25 protein-coding genes and 1 riboswitch are annotated in these 23,725 nt (G+C 61.0%); of the genes, 21 read left to right on the top strand and 4 right to left on the bottom strand.

Annotated elements, in window-relative coordinates; genetic code table 11:
- The first annotated feature begins 8 nt into the window (after positions 1–8).
- The 13 genes from atpB to ACIN8IBEIGE_RS06455 all read left to right on the top strand — a co-directional run bounded on the left by atpB (position 9) and on the right by ACIN8IBEIGE_RS06455 (position 11,711).
- Positions 9–878: a F0F1 ATP synthase subunit A gene (gene atpB / locus ACIN8IBEIGE_RS06515; RefSeq protein ID WP_160013937.1), complete on the top strand. Its 870-nt coding sequence runs from the start codon at positions 9–11 to the stop codon at positions 876–878.
- A gap of 115 nt (positions 879–993) precedes the next feature.
- Entirely contained in the window at positions 994–1,251 is a 258-nt protein-coding gene (gene atpE, locus ACIN8IBEIGE_RS06510) for a F0F1 ATP synthase subunit C (protein WP_003097235.1), read from the top strand.
- Positions 1,252–1,307: 56 nt separating this feature from the next.
- Positions 1,308–1,778 carry a F0F1 ATP synthase subunit B gene (locus tag ACIN8IBEIGE_RS06505; RefSeq protein WP_108486385.1) on the top strand — a complete coding sequence of 157 codons (471 nt, stop codon included), beginning with the start codon at positions 1,308–1,310 and terminating at the stop codon, positions 1,776–1,778.
- Between the two features lie 15 nt (positions 1,779–1,793).
- The gene (locus ACIN8IBEIGE_RS06500) at positions 1,794–2,330 is read left to right on the top strand and encodes a F0F1 ATP synthase subunit delta (protein ID WP_160013936.1); all 537 of its coding nucleotides are present in this window, start codon (positions 1,794–1,796) and stop codon (positions 2,328–2,330) included.
- Positions 2,331–2,351: 21 nt separating this feature from the next.
- Positions 2,352–3,896 (top strand): F0F1 ATP synthase subunit alpha, encoded by a 1,545-nt coding sequence (gene atpA / locus ACIN8IBEIGE_RS06495; protein ID WP_160013935.1) that lies wholly within the window; start codon positions 2,352–2,354, stop codon positions 3,894–3,896.
- Between the two features lie 50 nt (positions 3,897–3,946).
- Positions 3,947–4,807, top strand: a complete 861-nt coding sequence (atpG, locus tag ACIN8IBEIGE_RS06490) for a F0F1 ATP synthase subunit gamma (RefSeq protein WP_160013934.1) — start codon at positions 3,947–3,949, stop codon at positions 4,805–4,807.
- Between the two features lie 30 nt (positions 4,808–4,837).
- Positions 4,838–6,214, top strand: a complete 1,377-nt coding sequence (atpD, locus tag ACIN8IBEIGE_RS06485; RefSeq protein WP_160013933.1) for a F0F1 ATP synthase subunit beta — start codon at positions 4,838–4,840, stop codon at positions 6,212–6,214.
- Between the two features lie 83 nt (positions 6,215–6,297).
- Positions 6,298–6,723: a F0F1 ATP synthase subunit epsilon gene (locus tag ACIN8IBEIGE_RS06480; protein WP_160013932.1), complete on the top strand. Its 426-nt coding sequence runs from the start codon at positions 6,298–6,300 to the stop codon at positions 6,721–6,723.
- Positions 6,724–6,853: 130 nt separating this feature from the next.
- Positions 6,854–8,215 carry a bifunctional UDP-N-acetylglucosamine diphosphorylase/glucosamine-1-phosphate N-acetyltransferase GlmU gene (glmU, locus tag ACIN8IBEIGE_RS06475; protein WP_160013931.1) on the top strand — a complete coding sequence of 454 codons (1,362 nt, stop codon included), beginning with the start codon at positions 6,854–6,856 and terminating at the stop codon, positions 8,213–8,215.
- A gap of 14 nt (positions 8,216–8,229) precedes the next feature.
- Positions 8,230–8,739 (top strand): M23 family metallopeptidase, encoded by a 510-nt coding sequence (locus ACIN8IBEIGE_RS06470; protein WP_160013930.1) that lies wholly within the window; start codon positions 8,230–8,232, stop codon positions 8,737–8,739.
- 98 nt (positions 8,740–8,837) lie between these two features.
- Positions 8,838–9,605 carry a DeoR/GlpR family DNA-binding transcription regulator gene (locus tag ACIN8IBEIGE_RS06465; RefSeq protein WP_160013929.1) on the top strand — a complete coding sequence of 256 codons (768 nt, stop codon included), beginning with the start codon at positions 8,838–8,840 and terminating at the stop codon, positions 9,603–9,605.
- A 10-nt stretch (positions 9,606–9,615) separates the two neighbouring features.
- Positions 9,616–11,466 (top strand): glutamine--fructose-6-phosphate transaminase (isomerizing), encoded by a 1,851-nt coding sequence (gene glmS / locus ACIN8IBEIGE_RS06460; protein ID WP_160013928.1) that lies wholly within the window; start codon positions 9,616–9,618, stop codon positions 11,464–11,466.
- A gap of 14 nt (positions 11,467–11,480) precedes the next feature.
- Entirely contained in the window at positions 11,481–11,711 is a 231-nt protein-coding gene (locus tag ACIN8IBEIGE_RS06455) for a hypothetical protein (RefSeq protein WP_160013927.1), read from the top strand.
- Between the two features lies 1 nt (position 11,712).
- Here the strand turns inward: ACIN8IBEIGE_RS06455 and cobM are convergent, their stop codons facing one another.
- Positions 11,713–12,468 (bottom strand): precorrin-4 C(11)-methyltransferase, encoded by a 756-nt coding sequence (gene cobM, locus ACIN8IBEIGE_RS06450; RefSeq protein ID WP_160013926.1) that lies wholly within the window; start codon positions 12,466–12,468, stop codon positions 11,713–11,715.
- The gene (locus tag ACIN8IBEIGE_RS06445; protein ID WP_178124336.1) at positions 12,465–12,908 is read right to left on the bottom strand and encodes a cobalamin biosynthesis protein; all 444 of its coding nucleotides are present in this window, start codon (positions 12,906–12,908) and stop codon (positions 12,465–12,467) included. Before ACIN8IBEIGE_RS06445 ends, cobM begins: the two co-directional genes overlap by 4 nt.
- 87 nt (positions 12,909–12,995) lie before the next feature.
- Positions 12,996–13,193: riboswitch (cobalamin riboswitch) on the top strand.
- A 99-nt stretch (positions 13,194–13,292) separates the two neighbouring features.
- Here ACIN8IBEIGE_RS06445 and cobW point away from each other — a divergent pair.
- From cobW to ACIN8IBEIGE_RS06405, 8 genes are all read left to right on the top strand, one after another.
- Positions 13,293–14,345: a cobalamin biosynthesis protein CobW gene (gene cobW, locus ACIN8IBEIGE_RS06440; RefSeq protein WP_160013925.1), complete on the top strand. Its 1,053-nt coding sequence runs from the start codon at positions 13,293–13,295 to the stop codon at positions 14,343–14,345.
- A gap of 74 nt (positions 14,346–14,419) precedes the next feature.
- Positions 14,420–18,157, top strand: a complete 3,738-nt coding sequence (cobN, locus tag ACIN8IBEIGE_RS06435; RefSeq protein ID WP_160013924.1) for a cobaltochelatase subunit CobN — start codon at positions 14,420–14,422, stop codon at positions 18,155–18,157.
- Positions 18,154–18,423, top strand: coding sequence for a hypothetical protein (locus ACIN8IBEIGE_RS06430; protein ID WP_160013923.1), 270 nt, complete (start codon positions 18,154–18,156; stop codon positions 18,421–18,423). The genes cobN and ACIN8IBEIGE_RS06430 overlap by 4 nt, the downstream gene beginning before the upstream one ends.
- 292 nt (positions 18,424–18,715) lie before the next feature.
- Positions 18,716–19,729 carry an ATP-binding protein gene (locus ACIN8IBEIGE_RS06425; RefSeq protein ID WP_160013922.1) on the top strand — a complete coding sequence of 338 codons (1,014 nt, stop codon included), beginning with the start codon at positions 18,716–18,718 and terminating at the stop codon, positions 19,727–19,729.
- 2 nt (positions 19,730–19,731) lie between these two features.
- Positions 19,732–20,418, top strand: a complete 687-nt coding sequence (locus ACIN8IBEIGE_RS06420; RefSeq protein ID WP_160016325.1) for a VWA domain-containing protein — start codon at positions 19,732–19,734, stop codon at positions 20,416–20,418.
- Positions 20,415–21,188 carry a precorrin-6A synthase (deacetylating) gene (cobF, locus tag ACIN8IBEIGE_RS06415; RefSeq protein WP_160013921.1) on the top strand — a complete coding sequence of 258 codons (774 nt, stop codon included), beginning with the start codon at positions 20,415–20,417 and terminating at the stop codon, positions 21,186–21,188. Before ACIN8IBEIGE_RS06420 ends, cobF begins: the two co-directional genes overlap by 4 nt.
- Before the next feature lie 249 nt (positions 21,189–21,437).
- Positions 21,438–21,998, top strand: coding sequence for a DUF2975 domain-containing protein (locus tag ACIN8IBEIGE_RS06410; RefSeq protein ID WP_160013920.1), 561 nt, complete (start codon positions 21,438–21,440; stop codon positions 21,996–21,998).
- 9 nt (positions 21,999–22,007) lie between these two features.
- Complete coding sequence (locus ACIN8IBEIGE_RS06405; RefSeq protein WP_160013919.1) at positions 22,008–22,238, top strand: helix-turn-helix transcriptional regulator; 231 nt, start codon at positions 22,008–22,010, stop codon at positions 22,236–22,238.
- 106 nt (positions 22,239–22,344) lie between these two features.
- Here the strand turns inward: ACIN8IBEIGE_RS06405 and ACIN8IBEIGE_RS06400 are convergent, their stop codons facing one another.
- Both ACIN8IBEIGE_RS06400 and ACIN8IBEIGE_RS06395 read right to left on the bottom strand, forming a co-directional pair.
- Positions 22,345–22,824, bottom strand: a complete 480-nt coding sequence (locus ACIN8IBEIGE_RS06400) for a YegJ family protein (protein WP_160013918.1) — start codon at positions 22,822–22,824, stop codon at positions 22,345–22,347.
- A gap of 14 nt (positions 22,825–22,838) precedes the next feature.
- Entirely contained in the window at positions 22,839–23,708 is an 870-nt protein-coding gene (locus ACIN8IBEIGE_RS06395; RefSeq protein WP_160013917.1) for a tetratricopeptide repeat protein, read from the bottom strand.
- Between the last annotated feature and the right edge of the window lie 17 nt (positions 23,709–23,725).

Genomic DNA, 23,725 nt, shown 5'->3' with positions numbered 1-23,725 from the left:
AGGGATATATGGCAGCAGCAGAAACCGCTTCGGGTTATATCCAGCACCACTTGACCAACCTGACCTACGGTCAGCACCCGGTCAACGGCTGGAGTTTCGCCCACAACGCAAAAGAAGCTCAGGAAATGGGCTTCTGGGCATTTCACGTAGACACCCTGGCGGTGTCTCTCGTGTTGGGCCTGTTCTTCATCCTGCTGTTCCGTGCCGCTGCTAAACGCGCCACTTCCGGGCAACCGGGCAAGCTGCAGAACTTCGTTGAAGTCCTGGTCGAGTTCGTTGACGGCAGCGTCAAAGACACCTTCCATGGCCGCAATGCGCTGATCGCACCGCTGGGTCTGACCATCTTCGTCTGGGTCTTCCTGATGAACTTTATGGACCTGATCCCGGTAGATTGGTTGCCAATGCTGGCGGCAAAAATCTCTGGCGACCCGCACCTGTACTTCCGTGTCGTACCGACCACTGACCCGAACGCCACTCTGGGCTTGGCCCTGTCGGTATTCGCCCTGATCCTGTACTACAGCATCAAGGTCAAAGGCATCGGCGGTTTCATCGGTGAGCTGACCCTGCACCCGTTCGGCAGCAAGAACATCGTGGTTCAAGCCCTGCTGATTCCGGTCAACTTCCTGCTTGAGTTCGTCACCCTGATCGCCAAGCCGATTTCCCTGGCACTGCGTCTGTTCGGCAACCTGTATGCCGGCGAACTGATCTTTATCCTCATCGCTATCATGTTCGGCGGCGGTCTGCTGCTGGGCGCGCTGGGTGTTGCCCTGCAGTGGGCGTGGGCGGTGTTCCACATCCTGATCATCGTGCTGCAGGCGTTCATCTTCATGATGCTGACCATCGTCTACCTGTCGATGGCGCACGAAGACAACCACTAAGAGCGCTCCGGCGCTCGCAGTGGACGCCCGCAAGGGCAACCAGAAGTACCGATTTGCTTTACTGCTTTACCTTAGAAAACCTTAACCAATACGACATAAAAAGTCGGGAGGAAAGATGGAAACTGTAGTTGGTCTGACCGCTATCGCTGTAGCACTGCTGATTGGCCTGGGTGCCCTGGGTACCGCAATCGGTTTCGGCCTGCTGGGCGGCAAGTTCCTGGAAGGCGCTGCGCGTCAGCCGGAAATGGTTCCGATGCTGCAAGTGAAAATGTTCATCGTCGCTGGCCTGCTCGACGCCGTGACCATGATCGGTGTTGGTATCGCACTGTTCTTCACCTTCGCGAACCCCTTCGTTGGTCAAATCGCAGGCTAATCCACTCGTTTTCGAGTGAATTGGTTTGATGGACAACGAACGAGCGAGGTGTTGGCGTGAACATTAATGCAACCCTGATTGGCCAGTCCGTTGCCTTCTTCATCTTCGTGCTGTTCTGCATGAAGTACGTGTGGCCTCCGGTCATTACGGCTTTGCAAGAGCGTCAGAAGAAGATCGCAGATGGCCTGGATGCTGCTAGCCGTGCGGCTCGTGACCTGGAGTTGGCCCAAGAGAAAGTGGGTCAGCAACTGCGCGAAGCCAAAAGCCAGGCAGCCGAGATCATTGAGCAAGCCAAGAAACGCGGTACTCAGATCGTCGACGAAGCCCGTGAACAGGCCCGTGTCGAAGCTGACCGTGTGAAGGCTCAGGCTCAGGCCGAGATCGAGCAGGAAATCAACGGTGTCAAAGACGCGCTGCGTGCCCAACTGGGTAGCCTGGCCGTTAGCGGTGCCGAGAAGATCCTGGGCGCATCTATCGACCAAAACGCGCATGCGGAGCTGGTTTCCAAACTGGCAGCCGAAATTTAAGCGAGGGGCGCGATCATGGCAGAACTGACCACGCTGGCCCGACCTTACGCTAAGGCTGCTTTCGAGTACGCCCAGGCCCACCAGCAACTGGCCAATTGGTCAGCCATGCTCGGCCTGGCTGCAGCGGTGTCGCAAGACGACACCATGCAGCGCGTGCTCAAGGCTCCGCGTTTGACGTGTACAGACAAGGCCACCACCTTTGTCGAGGTGTGTGGTGACAAGTTCGACGCCCAGGTACGCAATTTCATTCATATCGTCGCTGAAAACGATCGTCTGGCCCTGTTGCCACAGATCGTTGAGCTGTTCGACCTGTACAAGGCCGAGCAGGAGAAGTCGATCGATGTGGACGTTACCAGTGCCTTCGCATTGAGCGATGAACAGCAAGACAAACTCGCCAAGGTTCTCAGTGCACGGCTCGGCCGAGAAGTGCGTCTGCACGCCGCGGAAGATGCCACCCTCATCGGTGGTGTTGTGATCCGCGCCGGCGACCTGGTTATCGATGGCTCAGTTCGCGGCAAAATCGCGAAGCTGGCCGAAGCATTGAAATCTTGAGTTTGAAGGGGCAGCAGAGCTATGCAGCAACTCAATCCTTCCGAAATTAGTGAAATCATCAAGGGGCGTATCGAGAAACTCGATGTCGCCTCTCAAGCCCGTAACGAAGGCACCATCGTGTCCGTCTCCGACGGTATCGTGCGCATTCACGGTCTCGCCGATGTGATGTACGGCGAAATGATCGAGTTCCCGGGCAGTGTCTACGGTATGGCGCTGAACCTGGAGCAAGACTCCGTCGGTGCCGTAGTGCTGGGTGCTTATACCACCCTCGCCGAAGGCATGAGCGCCAAGTGCACCGGTCGCATCCTCGAAGTTCCGGTTGGTCCGGAACTGCTGGGCCGCGTCGTTGACGCACTGGGCAACCCAATTGACGGCAAAGGCCCGCTGAACAACGTCGCTACCGACGCTGTTGAAAAGGTTGCGCCGGGCGTGATCTGGCGTAAGTCGGTCGACCAGCCGGTACAGACCGGTTACAAGTCGGTTGACGCCATGATCCCGGTTGGCCGTGGCCAGCGTGAGCTGATCATCGGTGACCGTCAGATCGGTAAAACCGCTCTGGCCATCGACGCCATCATCAACCAGAAAAACAGCGGCATTAAGTGCGTCTACGTAGCAGTTGGTCAGAAGCAATCGACCATCGCCAACGTGGTACGCAAGCTGGAAGAAAACGGCGCGCTGGCTAACACCATCGTTGTCGCGGCTTCCGCTTCCGAATCCGCTGCACTGCAGTTCATTGCACCGTACGCCGGTTGCACCATGGGCGAATACTTCCGCGACCGCGGTGAAGACGCGCTGATCGTTTATGACGATCTGTCCAAGCAAGCAGTGGCCTACCGCCAGATTTCCCTGCTGCTGCGCCGTCCGCCAGGCCGTGAAGCCTACCCAGGCGACGTGTTCTATCTCCACAGCCGCCTGCTGGAGCGTGCTTCCCGCGTTTCTGAAGAGTACGTTGAGAAGTTCACCAATGGCGCTGTGACTGGCAAAACCGGTTCCCTGACCGCTCTGCCGATCATCGAAACCCAGGCGGGCGACGTTTCCGCGTTCGTTCCGACCAACGTGATCTCGATCACCGACGGTCAGATCTTCCTGGAATCGGCCATGTTCAACTCGGGTATCCGTCCTGCGGTCAACGCCGGTATTTCGGTATCCCGCGTGGGTGGTGCTGCACAGACCAAGATCATCAAGAAGCTCTCCGGTGGTATCCGTACCGCTCTGGCTCAGTACCGTGAACTGGCGGCTTTCGCCCAGTTCGCTTCTGACCTGGACGAAGCCACCCGTAAGCAGCTTGAGCACGGTCAGCGCGTTACCGAGCTGATGAAGCAGAAGCAATATGCGCCGATGTCGATTGCTGACATGTCGCTATCGCTGTATGCCGCCGAGCGTGGTTTCCTGGTCGATATCGAAGTTGCCAAGATTGGTGCATTCGAGCAGGCCCTGATTGCTTACTTCAACCGGGATCACGCCGCATTGATGGCGAAGATCAACGAGAAGGGTGACTTCAATGACGACATCGATGGCCAGCTGAAAGCCGGTATCGAGAAGTTCAAGGCCACCCAAACCTGGTAAGCCGCAGTGGGGACCGCGAGGTCCCCGCTTGCTAACCCGATAGGTGTCAAATGGCAGGCGCAAAAGAGATTCGCAGCAAGATTGCGAGCATCAAAAGCACGCAGAAGATCACCAGCGCCATGGAAAAGGTGGCGGTCAGCAAAATGCGCAAGGCACAAATGCGCATGGCAGCTAGCCGTCCCTACGCGGAGCGTATCCGCCAGGTTATTGGTCATCTGGCCAACGCCAACCCGGAATACCGTCACCCGTTCATGATCGAGCGCGAAGTTAAGCGTGTAGGTTATGTCGTGGTGAGCTCGGACCGTGGTCTGTGTGGTGGTCTGAACACCAACCTGTTCAAGGCTCTGGTCAAGGACATGGCGAGCAATCGCGAGCAAGGCGTGGAGATCGATCTCTGCGTGGTTGGCAGCAAGGGTGCGGCGTTCTTCCGCAACTTTGGTGGCAACATCGTTGCTGCGATCAGCCACCTGGGCGAGGAACCGTCGATCAATGATCTGATCGGTAGCGTCAAGGTTATGCTCGATGCCTACCTCGATGGTCGCATCGATCGTTTGTCCGTGGTCTCGAACAAGTTCATCAATACCATGACGCAAAAGCCGACAGTGGAGCAGTTGATTCCGCTGGTGGCCGATCCGGATCAGGATCTCAAGCATCACTGGGATTACCTGTACGAACCCGACGCAAAACAGCTGCTCGATGGCTTGATGGTGCGTTACGTGGAGTCGCAGGTGTATCAGGCGGTGGTTGAGAACAATGCGGCTGAACAAGCGGCCCGGATGATCGCGATGAAGAACGCCACCGACAACGCTGGCGATCTAATCAAAGACCTGCAGTTGGTTTACAACAAGGCACGTCAGGCAGCGATCACCCAGGAAATTTCGGAAATCGTCGGCGGCGCTGCCGCGGTTTAAGCACGGTTCAAATATTCAGAGGAACCAAAGATGAGTAGCGGACGTATCGTTCAAATCATCGGCGCCGTTATCGACGTGGAATTCCCGCGTGATCAAGTGCCGAGTGTTTATGAAGCGCTGAAAGTAGACGGCGCCGAAACCACCCTGGAAGTTCAGCAGCAGCTGGGCGACGGCGTGGTACGTACCATTGCGATGGGTTCGACCGAAGGCCTCAAGCGTGGCCTGAATGTCGGCAGCACTGGCGCAGGTATCCAGGTACCGGTTGGGGTGAAAACCCTGGGCCGTATCATGGACGTGCTGGGCAACCCGATCGACGAAGCTGGCCCGATTGGCGAAGAAGAGCGTTGGGGCATTCACCGTGCCGCACCGACCTACGCCGAGCAAGCTGGCTCCAACGAGCTGCTGGAAACCGGCATCAAGGTTATCGACCTGGTTTGCCCGTTCGCCAAGGGCGGTAAAGTCGGTCTGTTCGGTGGTGCCGGTGTAGGCAAAACCGTAAACATGATGGAACTGATCCGTAACATCGCCATCGAGCACAGCGGTTATTCCGTGTTCGCCGGTGTGGGTGAGCGTACTCGTGAGGGCAACGACTTCTACCACGAGATGAAGGACTCCAACGTTCTCGACAAGGTAGCCCTGGTTTACGGTCAGATGAACGAGCCACCAGGCAACCGTCTGCGCGTAGCACTGACCGGCCTGACCATGGCCGAGAAGTTCCGTGACGAAGGCCGTGATGTTCTGTTCTTCGTGGACAACATCTACCGTTACACCCTGGCCGGTACAGAAGTATCCGCACTGCTGGGTCGTATGCCTTCCGCGGTGGGTTACCAGCCGACCCTGGCCGAAGAAATGGGCGTTCTGCAAGAGCGTATTACTTCGACCAAGACCGGTTCGATCACCTCGATCCAGGCCGTATACGTACCTGCGGACGACCTGACCGACCCAAGCCCGGCGACCACCTTCGCCCACTTGGACGCCACCGTTGTACTGTCCCGTGACATCGCTTCCCTGGGTATCTACCCAGCGGTCGATCCACTCGACTCGACGTCGCGCCAGCTGGACCCGATGGTTATCGGCCAGGAGCACTACGACACCGCTCGCGGCGTGCAGTACGTACTGCAGCGCTACAAAGAGCTGAAGGACATCATCGCGATTCTGGGTATGGACGAACTGTCCGAAGCAGACAAGCAACTGGTATCCCGTGCTCGTAAGATCCAGCGCTTCCTGTCCCAGCCGTTCTTCGTGGCCGAAGTCTTCACCGGTTCGCCAGGCAAGTACGTTTCCCTGAAGGACACCATTGCCGGCTTCAGCGGCATTCTGAAAGGTGACTACGATCACCTGCCAGAGCAGGCGTTCTACATGGTTGGCAGCATCGAAGAAGCTGTCGAGAAAGCGAAGAAACTGTAATCACCCGTGCGCCCGGCAACGGGCGCTTACGGTCTGCCGATACGCGTAGTAGTGTGTAGGCAGATCGATACGTGAGGTTAGACATGGCTATGACAGTCCATTGCGACATCGTCAGCGCAGAAGGCGAGATCTTCTCCGGTCTGGTCGAGATGGTGATTGCGCACGGTAACCTGGGTGATCTCGGTATCGCTCCAGGCCACGCGCCGCTGATCACCGACCTCAAACCGGGTCCGATTCGTCTGGTCAAGCTGGGTGGCGAAGCCGAGGTGTTCTACATCTCCGGCGGCTTCCTCGAAGTTCAGCCGAGTGTGGTGAAAGTTCTCGCCGATACCGTGCAGCGTGCTGCCGATATCGATGAAGCTGCTGCTCAGGAAGCCCTCCGGGCTGCCGAGAAAGCCTTGAATGAGAAAGGCGCGGAGTTCGACTACGGTTCCGCTGCTGCTCACCTGGCCGAGGTCGCGGCTCAGCTGCGTACCGTTCAGCAGTTGCGCAAGAAGTTCGGCGGTTAATTCCGGCGCTTCATCGCAAACGAGTAAAAGGGTAGCCTTGGCTACCCTTTTTCTTTGCCTGCTGTTTTTACCTTTTCAGTTGGCCGGGCTAGGGATTTAGCCCGCCTTCGTCTGCCTGGAATCTGCTCTTATGTCGCTCGATATCGTTATTCTCGCCGCCGGCCAAGGTACCCGCATGCGTTCCGCCTTGCCGAAAGTCCTGCATCCTGTGGCTGGCAAAGCCATGCTTGGCCATGTGATCGACACTGCCCGCCTGCTGAAACCGCAAGGCATTCATGTGGTGATCGGGCATGGCGCGGAACTGGTGCGTGAGCGACTGGCAGCGGATGACCTGAATTTCGTGCTGCAGAGCGAGCAGCTTGGCACTGGCCATGCTGTGGCCCAGGCCTTGCCGGCATTGAGCGCCGAACGTGTGTTGATTCTTTACGGCGATGTGCCGCTGATCGAAGTGGAAACCCTGCAGCGCCTGCTGCAACAAGTCAGCGAGCAACAGCTTGGTCTGTTGACCGTTAACCTGAACGATCCAACCGGCTACGGCCGCATCGTCCGCGATGAGCAGGGCGTGGTGAAGGCCATCGTCGAGCACAAGGACACCAACGCCGAGCAGCGTCTGATACGTGAAGGCAACACCGGCATCCTCGCCGTACCGGGGAAAAAGCTGGGCGACTGGCTGGGTCGTCTGTCCAACAGCAACGCCCAGGGCGAGTACTACCTCACCGACGTGATCGCCATGGCTGTCGCCGACGGCCTGGTCGTCGCCACCGAGCAGGCGGCTGACGAGATGGAAGTGCTGGGCGCCAATGACCGTATCCAGCTTGCGCAACTGGAGCGCCACTACCAGTACCGCGCCGCGCGCCGTTTGATGGTGCAGGGCGTGACCCTGATCGATCCGGCGCGTTTCGACCTGCGTGGCGCAGTCACGGTAGGCCGTGATGTGTCGATCGATATCAACGTGATCCTCGAAGGCCAGGTAGTGATCGAAGATGGTGTGCAGATTGGCCCGAACTGCGTGATCAAGAACTCGGTCCTGCGCAAAGGTGCCATCGTCAAAGCCAACAGCCATCTGGAAGGTGCCGAAGTGGGCGAGGGTGCCGATTGCGGCCCGTTCGCCCGCCTGCGTCCGGGTTCTGTGCTGGGCGCTCGCGCCCATGTGGGTAACTTCGTCGAGTTGAAGAACGCCAAAATGGGCGAGGGCGCCAAGGCCGGCCATCTCTCCTACCTGGGGGATGCCGAGATCGGTGCGCGAACCAACATCGGCGCCGGTACTATCACCTGCAATTACGACGGTGCCAACAAGTTCAAAACCGTGCTGGGTGAAGACGTGTTTATCGGCTCTAACAGTGCCCTGGTTGCCCCGGTGACTTTGGGTGATCGCGCAACCACCGGCGCTGGGTCGGTGATTACCGGTGACGTGCCGGATAACACCCTTGCTGTCGGCCGCGCCAAGCAACGCAATATCGAGGGCTGGAAGCGCCCGACCAAGAAGAGCTGATGGAGTTGGCAAGGATGCCGTTACGCAAACGCTGGATAATCCCAGCGCTGTTTCTGGTCTGGGCCGTGCTGCCGGAATGGCCGCAAATCCCGGTGCAGGGCGCCAGTAACCGGGACTGGCATCCGCGCACCTTCTGGTTTGAACCCTGGGGTCGCTCCGGCGTACACAAGGGTATCGATATCTTCGCCAAACAGGGCACGCCAGTGCTTTCTGCCAGCTATGGCGTGGTGCTGTTTCGCGGTGAGCTCACGCAGGGCGGCAAAGTCGTGCTCGCCCTGGGGCCGAAATGGCGCATGCATTACTACGCTCATCTAGACACCATCGACGCCTACCCGGGCCAGCCGTTGCTGGCGGGCAGTCAGCTGGGCTCGGTGGGCGATACGGGTAACGCGCGAGGCAAACCGGCGCACCTGCATTACTCGATTGTCAGCCTGTTGCCGCTGCCTTGGCGGGCGGACGAGTCGACCCAAGGCTGGAAGAAGATGTTCTATCTGGATCCTAACCAGCACCTGCCGACCCGTTGAAATGGCTTGGCAAACATCGCCAGATGTCGATTCCCGCTTGACGGACAAGCTTCATTAGGTTTTGATTCGCGCCATTATCTTTCGAATCGAAACTTAGCATGTCGAAACGCAACACTCCGCAACGTCGCCATACCATTCTTGCCCTGCTCGCCGAGCAAGGTGAGGTGAGTGTGGATGAGTTGTCGAAAGCGTTCGCCACCTCGGAAGTGACCATTCGCAAAGACCTCGCAGCGCTGGAGAAGAACGGCCTGCTGCTGCGTCGCTACGGCGGTGCAGTGCCGATGCCGCAGGAACTGATCAGCGATGTCCAGCCGATCTCTCAGTACAAGCAGGCCATCGCTCGCGCGGGTGTGGCGCGGATTCGCGAGCATGCGCGGATTATCATCGACAGCGGCACCACCACCGCGGCGATGATCCCGCAACTCGGTCACAAGCCCGGCCTGGTGGTGATGACCAACTCGCTTAACGTCGCCCGCGCCATCAGCGAACTGGAGCATGAGCCGGTGTTGCTGATGACCGGCGGCACCTGGGATCCGCATTCGGAATCCTTCCAGGGCCAGGTCGCCGAGCAGGTGCTGCGCTCGTACGACTTCGACCAGCTGTTTATTGGTGCCGATGGCATCGACCTGAACCGTGGCACCACCACCTTCAATGAACTGCTCGGGCTGAGCCGGGTGATGGCTGATGTCGCCCGCGAAGTGGTGGTGATGGTCGAGAGCGACAAGATCGGCCGCAAGATTCCCAACCTGGAGCTGCCCTGGAGCAGCATCCATACCCTGATAACTGACGAACGCCTCAGCCCCGAGGCCCGTGAACAATTAACCGAGCGCGGCATCAAGCTGATCTGCGCGGCTGTTGAAGCTTAAGGAGAGAACTATGTGTGGCATCGTAGGTGCTGTCGCCGAACGCAATATCACCGCCGTGTTGGTTGAAGGCCTCAAGCGCCTGGAATACCGCGGCTATGACAGTGCCGGTGTGGCGCTGTTGACTGATCATAACGTTCTCGACCGTCGTCGCCGTGTGGGCAAGGTCAGCGAGCTGGAAAGCGCCTTGAGCGAGGAGCCGCTGGCCGGCCGTCTGGGCATCGCCCACACCCGCTGGGCCACCCATGGTGCGCCGAGCGAGCGTAACGCCCACCCGCATTTCTCCAGTCATGACTTGGCGGTGGTGCACAACGGCATTATCGAGAACCACGAAGAACTGCGCGCGGAGCTTAAGGGTCTGGGCTATGTGTTCAGCTCCGACACCGACACCGAAGTGATAGTGCACCTGCTCGACCATATCCTCAAAACGCAGACGGATCTGACGGCCGCGCTGAAACAGGCGGTCAAGCAACTGCACGGTGCCTACGGCCTGGCGGTAATCAGCAGCAAGCAGCCGGATCGTCTGGTCGCCGCGCGCAGTGGCAGCCCACTGGTGATCGGCCTGGGTCTGGGCGAAAACTTCCTTGCCTCCGACCAGCTGGCTCTGCGTCAGGTCACCGACCGTTTTATGTACCTGGAAGAAGGCGATATCGCCGAAATCCAGCGCGACAGCGTGCAGATCTGGGATGCCGCCGGCCAGTCGGTGACGCGCGAGAGCGTGCAGTACCACGAAGGTGCCGAAGCCGCCGACAAGGGCGAGTACCGCCACTTTATGCTCAAGGAAATCCATGAGCAGCCCAAGGTGGTGCAGCGTACCTTGGAAGGTCGTCTCGGCACTGACCACGTGCTGGTCCAGGCCTTTGGCCCGCAGGCTGCCGAGCTGTTCGCCAAGGTGCGCAACGTGCAGATCGTCGCCTGCGGCACCAGTTACCACGCAGGTATGGTCGCGCGTTACTGGCTGGAAGGCCTGGCCGGCATTCCTTGCCAGATCGAAGTGGCCAGCGAGTTCCGCTACCGCAAGGTGGTGGTACAGCCGGACACCCTGTTTGTCAGCATCTCCCAGTCCGGTGAAACCGCCGACACCCTGGCCGCGCTGCGCAATGCCAAGGAGCATGCGCCTGGCATGGGTGGCTACCTGGCCAGCCTGGCGATCTGCAACGTCGGCATCAGCTCGCTGGTGCGTGAATCCGACCTGACCCTGCTGACCCAGGCCGGCCCGGAAATCGGCGTGGCCTCGACCAAGGCCTTCACCACCCAACTGGTGGCACTGATGCTGCTGACCCTGGCCCTCGGGCAGGTGCGCGGTACCCTGGATAAAGCCCTGCAAGCCGAGCTGGTGGAAGAGTTGCGCCGCCTGCCGACCCGCCTGGGCGAAGCCCTGGCCATGGACAGCGTGGTGGAGAAAGTCTCCGAGCTGTTCGCCGAGAAGCACCACAGCCTGTTCCTCGGTCGCGGCGCGCAGTACCCGGTGGCGATGGAAGGCGCACTCAAGCTCAAGGAAATCTCCTATATCCACGCCGAAGCCTATCCGGCCGGCGAGCTCAAGCACGGCCCATTGGCGCTGGTGGACAGCGACATGCCGGTGGTCACCGTGGCGCCGAACAACGAGCTGCTGGAAAAGCTCAAATCCAACCTGCAGGAAGTGCGTGCCCGTGGCGGCGAGTTGGTGGTGTTTGCCGATCAGCAGGCCGGCATGAGCAATGGCGAGGGCACCCACGTGGTGAACATGCCGCATATCCACGACGCCCTCGCGCCGATCCTCTACACCATTCCGCTGCAGCTGCTGTCCTACTACGTCGCCGTGCTCAAGGGCACCGACGTTGACCAGCCGCGCAATCTGGCCAAGAGCGTAACGGTTGAGTAAGCAGGCAACAGCTGATGCGTCGTGAAGACATAAGGAGCAAGCAGGCTCAGGGCTTGCTCCTGGATATCCATGTCATCGCCAACCCGTCTAATACGCGGGAGTGGATCGTGCTGCTGAAGAAAGGCGCGGGCACCAGCTTTTTTCTGGTCGATGAGCAGGAGCAGGTGGAGTCCTTCGCCGACCTCAATGGCCTGATCGAAGAGCTGCGCCTGCTCGGCATCAAGGGCGCGGAGATTCATCTCTAAGCTAGTCGTCCGCTGATCTGAACAGATGACGATGCTTGGCGTTGTACAGCGCCGAGTCGGCGAACTGTTCGGCGTGCAGCACGCGGCCGACGAGGATCAGCGCGGTACGGCGAAAGCCCTTGGCGCGCACCTGTTCTTCAATGGTCGCCAGGGTGCCGCTAACCCAGTCCTGATCCGGCCAGCTGGCGCGATGGACCACGGCAATCGGGCAATCCGCACCGTAATGCGGCAGCAGCTCAGTGACGATCTTGCTCAGGTGCACCACGCCCAGGTGGATGGCCATGGTTGCGCCGTGGCGGGCCAGGTCGCCCAGGGCCTCGCCCTCGGGCATGTTCGACTTGCTCGCGTAGCGCGTGAGGATCAGCGTCTGTGACACCTCGGGCAGGGTCAGTTCGCTTTCCAGCAGGGCAGCGCACGCCGCAGTGGCCGTCACCCCGGGGATGATCTCGAAGGCGATGCCCAGCCGGCGCAGGTGGCGGATCTGCTCGCCAATCGCGCCGTACAGCGAGGGGTCGCCGGAGTGCACGCGGGCCACATCCAGGCCTTTGCCGTGGGCCTGGCGGATTAGTTCGATGATTTCATCCAGGTGCAGCTCGGCGGTGTTGATCACCTGCTCAGCGCTATGGTCTTGTAGTACGGCCTCGGGCACCAGCGAGCCGGCATAGAGAATCACCGGGCAGCTGCGCAGCAGGCGCTGGCCCTTGACGGTGATCAGCTCGGGGTCGCCGGGGCCGGCGCCGATAAAGTAGACGGTCATGAGACATCCTTGGGTGCAATCGACGCCAGTGCACAGGTGGCGCTGGCGTTGCGGGTTTTTTCGCCGAGCAGACGTGCCGGTTGGCCGCCCAGGCGTTCGGCCAGGGCCAAGGCGCAGGGTTCGGCGACGGCGGGGTTGCCGGTGGTGGCCAGGGTAAGCGATGAGCCTTGCACGCGGTGCTGATAGGGCTGCAGTTCTTCTGCGCTGAAGCAGTTCAGCTGCAGACCCAGGCGCTGAGCCAGTGCCAGCAGGCCCGGCTCGTCGCGTTTATGCGCGATGCTGGCCAGCCCCGCCAGGTTATCCACAGTCAGGCCATACGCCTGCAGGCTGTGAATCAGCAATGTGGATAAATCTTCAACGCTGCAGCCGCTGCGGCAGCCAAGCCCGGCAACCACTTGAATGATGGCCGCGGGACGAGTATCGGCAGGGCTGGGCATCATCTAATAGCGCTCGGTGTGTGCGGCGGCGTAGCTCACCATGGCGGCCGGCAGTGGTCAACCGCGATTGACCGGCCGCCATGGCCTGCGTAGCCTTGTCGCGTTCGAGGTTCTTCGTGGGCATGCCCATGAAGCTAAGAGGGAACAGGGTGAATGCCCTGGCTGCCCCCGCAACTGTGAACGGTCCAAAGCCCTTCGATACACCACTGCCGTACGGCGGGAAGGTAGAAGGGTGGCGCAACGCGCAGACCGTGAGCCAGGAGACCTGCCTCGCCATGTTTTCGACAACCGGGCGGGGTGATCCGGTGGTGTTGGCTGACGCCCCGTGGCTGTCATGTCTGTGCCGCCTCCTGCTCGTCTTTCTTTCGACGCCATGCAGGACTCGCCATGCAAACCCTCGCCAAACTTCCCGTCACCATCGTTACCGGCTTTCTCGGCGCCGGCAAAACCACTCTGTTGCGTCATCTGCTGACCCATGCGGAGGGGCGGCGTATCGCGGTGATCGTCAACGAGTTCGGCGAGCTTGGCATCGATGGCGAAATCCTCAAGCAGTGCTCCATCGGGTGCAGCGAAGAAGAAGCCAACGGGCGCATCTTCGAACTGGCCAACGGTTGCCTGTGCTGCACCGTGCAGGAAGAGTTCTTCCCAGTGATGCGCGAGCTGGTGGCGCGGCGTGGCGAGCTCGACCATATCCTGATTGAAACCTCCGGCCTGGCCCTGCCCAAGCCGCTGGTGCAAGCCTTTAACTGGCCGGAAATCCGCAACGCCTGCACCGTCGATGCGGTGATCACCGTGGTCGACAGCCCCGCCGTGGCTGCCGGCACCTTCGCCGCCTTCCCCGATCAGGTTGATGCGCAGCGCAAGCTCGACCCCAACCTCGACCATGAATCGCCGCTGCATGACTTGTTCGCCGACCAGCTGGCCAGCGCCGACCTGGTGATTCTCAACAAGGCCGACCTGCTCGATGCCGCCGCCCTGGCTGCGGTGCGCACTGAAGTGGCGGAAGAGCTGCCGCCGGCGGTGAAAATCATCGAAGCCCATGGCGGCGAGCTGCCGCTGGACGTGCTGCTGGGCCTGAACTGCGAGACCGAGCTGCATATCGAGGGCCGCAAGACCCACCATGACCTGGAAGGCCATGAGGACCACGATCACGACGAATTCGCCTCGTTCCACGTGGAACTGCCCGAAGCCGAGGAAGCCCGTTTGCTGCAAGCGCTGAAGGAGGCGGTCAGCAAACACGGCATCCTGCGCATCAAGGGCTTTGCGGCGATTCCCGGCAAACCGATGCGTCTGCTGCTGCAGGGCGTCGGTCAGCGGTTCGACAAACACTTCGACCGCACCTGGCAGGCCGATGAGCCGCGCATCACCCGCCTGGTGGTGATTGGCCAGACCCTGGATCAAGCCGCCATCGAAGCCGAACTGCAAGCAGCGCTGGCCTAAATAGGTGGGAGGGACTTTAGCCGCGAGCCTTATAAGGCCTGTCGCGGCTAAAGCCCCTCCCACGGTGAATTGCCATGCATCTATTGCGCACCCAGCCCGGCAGCCAGCTGCCGCTCGACAGCATTGCCGATCTCGGCCAGACCCCGGCCGAGCTGGTGATTCTCTGTACCGGCGATTCGCACCTGTCGCTGCTGGCCGAAGCGGCGCGCCAGTTGCCGGCGGACTACCCCAGCCTGCGCCTGGCCAGCCCGGCGCAGCTGAGCAATCACGCCTCGGTGGACTTCTACGTCGAGCAGGTGCTGCAGCACGCCAAAGTGATTTTGATCTCGGTGCACGGTGGCGTCAGTTACTGGCGTTACGGCATCGAGCGGCTGGTCGAACTGGCCGAGCGCGGCGCGCGGGTGATTATGGTGCCGGGCGACGACAGCCCTGATCCCGAGCTGATAGGCCTCAGCAATGTCGATAGCGAGTGCGCCCACAGGCTCTGGCAGTTTCTGCGTCAGGGCGGCGCGGGTAATGCGCTGCAACTGTTTAACTGCATCGCCAGCCAGTGGCTGCAGCGTGACTATGCCTGGGTAGAACCGCAGCCGCTGCCGCGCGTGGGTCTGTATCACCCGCAGTTGGCCAATCCGAGCCTGGCCGATTGGCAAGCCAACTGGCAGGCCGATGCGCCGGTGGCGGCGCTGCTGTTCTACCGCACCCAGGTGCAGGCGGCGAATACCGGGTTTATTGATGTGTTCTGCCAACGCTTGCAGGCTCAGGGCCTTAATCCGCTGCCGATTGCCGTGGCCAGCCTCAAGGAGGCCGCCTGCCTGAGTCAGGTCGAGGACTGGCTGGAGCAAGCCGATGCCCGCCTGATTATCAATACCACCGCCTTTGCCCTGTCCAACCCGGAAGCGCCAAGCGCGCGGCCTTTTAGGCGCGATATCCCAGTGCTGCAGGCCATCTGCGCGCTGGATAACCACGAACAGTGGCAAGCCAATGCCCAGGGCCTGGGTTCGCGTGACCTGGCCATGCATATCGTGCTGCCCGAGCTGGATGGCCGGCTGATTACCCAGCCGATCAGCTTCAAGGGCCTGGCCTGGCGCAGCGAGCGCAGCCAGAGCGATGTGGTCTGTTACCAGCCGCACCTGCCGGGCATGGATTTCGTCGCCGAGCTGGCGCGCAACTGGATGGCCCTGGCGCACAAAGCCAACGCCGATAAGCGTATCGCCCTGATCCTCGCCAACTACCCGACCCGCGACGGCCGTATCGGCAATGGCGTCGGTCTGGACACCCCGGCGGCGGCGCTAAATATTCTCAAGGCGCTGCAACAGCAGGGCTATCCGGTTGAAGGCTTGCCCGATAGCGGCACCGCGCTGATCCACCAGCTGCTTGGCGGCGTGACCAATGATCTGGACAGCCTCGACGCACGTCCCTGCGCCCAGAGCCTGGCGCTGGACGAGTATCTGGCGTTCTTTCACAGCCTGCCGGCAGCCAACCAGCAGGTGGTGCGCGAACGCTGGGGCGAACCGCAAAGCGACCCGATGTTCCGCGGCGGTCGGTTGATGATCGCCGGCCTGCGCTTTGGTTTTACCTTTGTCGGCATTCAGCCGGCGCGCGGATATCAGCTGGATGCGGCGGCGGTGTATCACGACCCCGATCTGGTACCACCGCACGGCTATCTGGCGTTTTATTGCTGGATTCGTGGGGCATTTGCGGCGAACGCCGTCATTCACGTGGGCAAACACGGCAATCTGGAATGGCTGCCGGGCAAGAGCGTCGGCCTGTCCGCGCAGTGCTGGCCGAGCGCGATTCTCGGCCCGCTGCCGAATATTTACCCCTTTATCGTCAACGACCCGGGCGAGGGCGCGCAGGCCAAGCGCCGTACTCAGGCGGTGATTATCGACCACCTGATGCCGCCGCTGACCCGTGCCGAAAGCTACGGCCCGCTGCGCGATCTGGAGCGCCTGGCCGACGAATACTACGAAGCCAGCCAGCTCGACCTGCGCCGCGCCGCCGAGCTGCGTGGCGAGATTCTGCTCAAGGTGCGCGAGGCCAGCCTCGACCGCGAGCTGGGCCTGCAACTCAATGAAGACCCCAACAGTTGGCTGCCGCAGCTGGATGCCTACTTGTGTGACTTGAAGGAATCGCAGATCCGCGATGGCCTGCACGTATTCGGCGAATCACCGGCCGGCACCCTGCGCCGCGACACCCTGCTGGCGCTGCTGCGCATTCCCCGTGGCGACGGCCAGGGCGGCAACGCCAGCCTGCTGCGCGCCCTGGCTCGCGATCTGCAGCTGGGTTTCGATCCGCTCGACTGCGACATGGCTGCACCCTGGCAGGGACCGCGCCCGGCGCTGTTGCAGCGCCTGAGCATCGAGCCTTGGCGCAGTGCCGGTGATACCCGTGAACGCTTGGAAATACTGGCCTTGCAGCTGATTAGCGCGGCGGATTTTGCATCCGTTGGTGTGGAAAGTAGCCAGGTGCTGCAGCGTTTGCGTGAACAGATCGCACCGCTGCTGGATGCCTGCGGCCCGGCTGAGATGCACGGCCTGCTCGCGGCGCTAAGCGGGCGCTTCGTGCCTGCCGGGCCGAGCGGCGCGCCGAGTCGCGGGCGGCTGGATGTGCTGCCCACCGGGCGCAACTTCTATAGCGTCGATGTGCGCAACCTGCCCACGCCGACCGCCTGGCGCATCGGCGTGCAGGCGGCGGATCGCCTGCTTGAACGGCATCTGCAGGACCACGGCGACCACCTGCGTCAGCTTGGCCTGTCGATGTGGGGCACGGCGACCATGCGTACCGGCGGCGACGATATGGCCCAGGCTTTGGCGCTGATGGGGGTGCGTCCGGTGTGGCAGGCCGGCAGCCAGCGCGTCGAGCGTTTCGAGACGCTGCCGCTGGCGCAGCTCGGCCGCCCGCGGGTGGACGTGACCCTGCGCGTGTCCGGCTTCTTCCGCGATGCCTTTAGCAACCTGATCCGCCTGTTCGATGATGCGGTGCAGGCGGTGGTTGATCTCGATGAGCCGGAAGAGATGAATCCACTGTCGGCACGGGTCTGGCGCGAGTCGCTGACCTTGCAGGACAGCGGTCTGGATGAACACGAGGCACGCAAACAGGCCGGCTGGCGGGTGTTCGGCTCCAAACCGGGGGCCTATGGCGCGGGCGTGCAGAACGCCATCGAAGAACGCCTGTGGCAAACCCGCGAGGATCTGGCCGAGGTCTATCTGAACTGGGGCGGCTACGCCTACGGCAGCCACAGCGAAGGCACCCCGGCGCGGGCGCAGTTCGCCGAACGCCTGGAACAGATGCAGGCGGTGCTGCACAACCAGGACAACCGCGAGTACGACATCCTCGATTCCAATGACTATTACCAGTTCCAGGGCGGCATGCTCGCGGCGGTGGAATGCCTGCGCGGGGCCAAGGTGGCGAGTTATCACGGCGACAACAGCCAGCCCGATACCCCGCGCATCCGCACCCTGAAGGAAGAACTCAATCGCGTGGTGCGCGCTCGCGCGGCCAACCCCAAGTGGATCGAGGGCATGAAGCGCCACGGCTATAAGGGTGCGTTCGAACTGGCGGCGACCATCGACTACCTGTTTGCCTTCGACGCCACCAGCGAACTGGTCGACGACCACCAGTACGCGCTGCTCACCGATGCCTACCTGCTCGACAAAAGCACCCGTGACTTTATCCAGCAGCACAACCCCGGCGCCCTGCAGGATATCCTCGAACGCCTGCTCGAAGCCCAGCAGCGCGGCCTCTGGCAGCACCCCGGCGAGTACCGCGAAGCGCTGGAAAACCTGCTGATTGATAGCGAGGAGGGTGTGTGAAAGAAACACTGGCCCGAATACGAGTCTGGTGGAAGCGCCCGATTACCCGACGTGATCGGGTTCGTTCGGCCGGCATCGGTGCCATGGCTGGCATCTGGATCGGCCTGCTGGCGTTCATTCTGTTTGACGGTGGGCCGGCGAGCCTCACAGAGCTGGGCATCTGGGTTTTGTTTGGTGCAATAAGCTGCGCCGGGTTGGCTGCCTTGTTTCCCCGGGTTCTCGGGATCGTCCTGTTTCCACTGAGCATATTTGGTATCGGCAACTGAACATGGCGCACAACGGATCGGCTGTGGGAGGGGCTTTCGGCTCTGGCGTCCTGCTTCGCTCTACCTCCTGCATCCATGCAGTTGTAGCCGCGAGCTTGTCGCCGCTGAAGCGCCTCCCACGGCAAGTGCATGAGCCCGTAGCCCGGATGCCATCCGGGCTACGTTCTGGAAAATCTGCTGATCGACAGCGAAGAGTCGTAGGGTGGATGGCGCTCTATCCATCCACCCAAACACCGCCCTGGTGGACGAGAAAAGCGTCGTCCACCCTACGCAAACCTGATGGACTGCAACCATGACCGATAGCCACTTTCCCCTCGCCGCCGTGGTCGCCGCCGATGACCTGAAACTGGCGCTGTGCCTGGCGGCCATCGATCCGGCGATTGGCGGTGTGCTGATCGAGGGACCGCGCGGCATGGCCAAATCGACCCTGGCCCGTGGCCTGGCCGATCTGCTGGCCAGCGGCACCTTTGTCACCCTGCCGCTGGGCGCGAGCGAGGAGCGCATCGTCGGCACCCTCGATCTCGACGCCGCGCTGGGCGAGGGTCGCGCGCAGTTTTCCCCCGGTCTGTTGGCCAAGGCCGATGGCGGCGTGCTGTATGTCGATGAGGTCAATCTGCTGCCCGATCATCTGGTCGACCTGCTGCTGGATGCCGCCGCCAGCGGGGTCAACCATATCGAGCGCGACGGCATCTCCCATCGGCATGCCGCGCGTTTTGTGCTGATCGGCACCATGAACGGCGAGGAGGGCGAGTTGCGCCCGCAACTGCTCGATCGCTTCGGCCTTAACCTGGCCCTGGACGCCCAGCCGCAGCCTGCCCAGCGCGCGGAGATCGTCCGCCGCCGGCTGGCCTTCGATGCCGACCCAGAGGCCTTTCTGCAGCGCTGGCAGGCGCAGCAGGATGAACTGCGTGAACGCTGCCAGAGCGCCCGTGCGCGGCTGGCGGAAATTCCCCTGGATGACGCCGCCCTGGAGCAGATCAGCCAGCGCTGCTTCGCTGCCGCGGTGGATGGCCTGCGCGCCGATCTGGTCTGGCTGCGCGCCGCCCGTGCGCATGCCGCCTGGCGCGGCGTCGAGCGGATTGAAGCGGAGGATATCGACGCGGTGGCAGACTTCGTGCTGCGTCACCGTCGCCGGCATAACCCGCCGTCTGCCGCGCAGCCGCCGCAACCCCAATCCGAATCGTCACCCAGCCACGATAAGCCCAGCGAGCAGCCCCGAGGCGAAGGCCAGTGGGGTGAATTACCCGCCCAGGCACAGAGCCTTGGCGTCAGGCGTGAACCGCCGCGCTGGACAAAAAAGCCCTAGGCATCCGCCCGCGCACAGCCCCAGGCGCGGATGCCCGGGCCGCACCCGGCATACTGGGCAATGGTCGTAACGGCGCCAGTCGCAGTGGCGCTGCGGGCCGTATCGACTGGCCGGCGAGCCTGCTTAAAGGCCGCCCGCGCACTCGACAGGATTTGCTGTTGCGTCCGCGCAGCGCCAAGCCGGCGGAACTCTGGCTGGTGATAGTCGATGCTTCGGCTTCGACCCGCCGCCATGGCGCGCTAAGCAAAGCTAAAGGCCTGCTCAGCGAAGTGTTCGAACAGGCACGCCGCCAGCGCGCGCGCCTGGCCTTGCTGCATGCCACCGGCCGTCAGGCGCAATGGTTCTGGCAGGGGCAGAAAGCCTCCCGGGCCTTGCAAGATTGGCTCGCCGAGCTGGGCGCGGGCGGCGGCACGCCGTTGCTGGCGGCCGTGCAGCAGGCCGCCGACTGGCAGGCGCGGCGTCAACGTCTGCACCCGGCCGAGCGTCAGCGTTTACTGATCATCACCGATGGCCGCCTGCGCGACTGGCCGGCGTTAACCCCGAGCGCCTGCCCGGCGCTGCTGGTGGATATCGAAAGCGCGCCGATCCGCCTCGGCCGCGCGCGCCAATTGGCCGCCGAGTTGGGCGCCGACTACCGACATATCGATTCGCTGCCGATACTGGCCGGCAGCCTGGAGACCACTTTATGAAAACCCTGTTGATTATCGGCATCGGCGCCGGCGACCCGGACTACTTGACCGTGCAAGCGATCAACGCGCTCAACCGCACGGATGTGTTCTTTCTGATGGATAAGGGCAGCACCAAGGACAGCCTGATCGGCCTGCGCAAGACCATCTGCGAGCGCTTTATCCAGGGCCGCGACTACCGTTTTGTTAGCGCCGATTGCCCGGAGCGGGTGCGCGATGTGCCCGACTATCGCGGCAGCGTGGTCGATCTGAATCAGGACAAGCAGCAGGTGTTCGAGGGCATGATTCGCGAGCAGATGCGCGACGGCGAAACCGGCGCCTTTCTGGTCTGGGGCGACCCGGCGCTGTACGACAGCACCCTGCGCATCGTCGAGCAGATCGTGAACAACAGTAGCGAGCAAATCGAATACGAAGTGATCCCCGGCATCACCAGCCTGCAAGCCCTGGCGGCCAAGCATAAGGTCTGTTTTAACAGCATCGGCCAGGCCTTCCAGATCACCCCAGCGCGGCGCCTGGCCGAAGGTGGCTTTCCGGAAGGGTTGGACAGCGTATTGGTAATGCTCGACGCCCAGGACACCTACCAGCGCTTTGTCGATCAGGATATGCAGATCTACTGGGGCGCCTATATCGGCACCCCGGATGAAGTGCTGATCGCCGGGCCGCTAAGTGAGGTCGCTGACACCATCCGCACTCGCCGTGCCGAATTGCGGGAGCAGCATGGGTGGATTATGGATAGCTACTTGCTGCGGAAACTGGCGAAGGAGAGGGCTTGAGGGCTTGGTGGGCAAGCAAAGTGTTGTCCCCGTGGTTATTTGCTGGAGTCGGCCAAGAGTTGATCCTTGAGCCTCTCTTTTCTTATCAGAAGGCCATTATCCGCCTGTGTATCCAGGTCATCACTGTCTGAAGGGATTGAGCTCGTATGGACTAGACGGCGATTAATAAAACAAAACGTGTATTTATTATTGTTTTACGATAATTACTTGTGTATTTTTGCGCTCTACATCCACTGGTGAGGTGAAAATATGCCCCTTAATCGTCTTGCTCAATTTAGCCAGCGCATGGCTGTACTAACGCTGCTGTTCATAGCTGGCATGCTTGCCTTAAATGCCGCGCTGTGGATTTTTCCGATACTGGGGTCAAGCGATGGATTGGGAGCAGGGTTTTCAATAAGTGGAGTGATGCTCACCCAGCTTGCGGTAAAGGTCGAAATGCTCGCATGGTGGCAAATTTTAGGGGCGATTTTGATATCCAGCGTGCCTTTAATCGCCTTGGCCAGCGGCCTGAATCACCTGCGTTGTCTATTTCAGGGTTATTCCCGTGGCGAGTACTTTTCCATCAGCGCTGCAGTTCACTTAGGGAAAGTTGGGCGCGGGGTTATTCTTTGGGTGGTTTCAAGTTTTGTATGTACGCCTCTATTAAGCATTCTTGTCACCTTGCATGCGCCCCCCGGCCAACGTCTTTTCACCATCAGCTTTACATCCGCAGATTTTGTCGCACTTTTCCTTGCAGGGTGTATTGCTGTGATAGCACGGATTCTGGTGCGTGCGAGTGAAGTCGACTCTGAAAATCAAGCTTTTGTGTAAGGCCAGTCAATGCCAATAATTATTGAGTTAGATGTCATGCTGGCAAAGCGTAAGGTCAAGTCAAAAGACCTTGCAGCAGCGATTGGCATCACTGAACAAAACCTTTCCTTGTTGAAACAAGGGAAGGTCAAGGGCGTGCGCCTTAATACACTTGAAGCGATTTGCAGCTATTTGAGCTGCCAGCCTGGTGACCTGTTGGTGTACCAACAGGAGCCACAGGTTTTGGTCGATCCTGCCTAGCTCTTAGGATGGGTTGGGCGCAGCAATACCCATGCTGCTGCCAGCCCACGATCAGTGAACCGTCAAAACCCTCGATGGGTATCGCAGGCTTCAGCTTTTCTGGTCCTCAGCAATCAAAACCATGCTGGCTGCGGTAGTACTCCACCTGTTCGGCTGGCATGTTTTTAAACAGCGCACAGATGGTGAAGCTACCGACCTGGCGGCCGTTTTTCAGGTAGCCCCAGTCGGTGATCTGCTCGCGGGTAAAGCGCAGTTGCTGGCCCCAGGTCACGCTTTTGACGACGCGTGGCTCGTTGGCCACGGTGCCGATAAAACCCTGCTCAAGTGCGCGGAAGGGCGTGATCCAGAAAGTTTCTATGCCGTTGCTGTCTTCGGCCATGACCTGAACCTTAAAGTCACGGGTATTGGCCGGCGGTTTGGCGGCCAGTGCCAGGAACTCGGTCAGGCCTGCCTGGGCCTGGCGCACGGCAGCTGAGACGGCAGGGTCCTGGCGGTCAGCGGTGACCACTTCATTGGTGTCGCGCGCGCTGGCGTGGAATGTAGTCAGGCCCAGTGCGAGCAGAGGAGCGATAAGGAAGGGGCGCATGCTGATTCCTTTCGTTAGTAGCTTGCCTGCTGTTCTGTGGCTTCCAGTTCTACGTCCGGGCATTGGGCGGTTTCATCGATCATTTGCCGCTTGCCCCAGTTTTCCAGGCGGGTGTACCAAGGTAAATCGCTGTCATCCAGTCGCGCTTTGGCCTCTTCACTGCCGTTGCTGGCGGCCAGTTCCAGCCACAGTCGCTGTTGGTCGCGATTGACGGCTACGCCAGTGCCGGTGCTGTAGGCCTCGCTCAGGCTGAATTGTGCAGGGGCATGGTTGTTCTGTGCGGCTTTGCAGATCCAGTAAAGCGCTTTGCTGTCGTCGCTGCTGAAGTGCATGGCGCGCTCATCGCCCTCGGCGGCAAACTCCACACCGCTGTCACGGCTCCAGTACAGCTCACCCAGCAGGTATTGGCTTTGGATGTCACCCTGATTGGCCGCTTGTTCAAACCAGTGCATGGCTTGGTAGCGCTCATCCTGATCACCGGGGTTGTCTAGATAGTCGATGCCCAGCTCAACCTGAGCCAGCACCAAGCCTTGTTCGGCTGCCTGGTTTAGCCAGCGTTTGCGCTCGGAGTCGTCACCCGGCAGAAGTTTGTCGCGGTAGAGCATGGCGATCTCAAATGCCGCGCGGGCAACCCCTTGCTCGGCGGCTTTGGCGTACCAGCGTTCACTCTCGGGGTAATCCTGCTGGGTGTAAAACTGATAGCCCATATTGAACTGGGCACAGGCATCCCCGGCACTCGCCTGCTGCACATGTTCCTGGATGTTGTCGTCGTCTGATTGATCAAGTGTGATTGGACACTGCTTGATCGCTGCCTGACTGCTGAGTGTGCAGAGCAGCAGGGCGCTGGCGAGCAGGGTGGCGGTGAGCCTGAGGGTGGGTAGCATGCCAATCATCCTTGATG

This window comes from Pseudomonas sp. 8BK, assembly GCF_902506475.1.
Lineage (GTDB): Bacteria > Pseudomonadota > Gammaproteobacteria > Pseudomonadales > Pseudomonadaceae > Aquipseudomonas > Aquipseudomonas anguilliseptica.
Note: the sequence above shows the minus strand (reverse complement) of the source record. Positions and strands in the feature narration are given on the sequence as shown.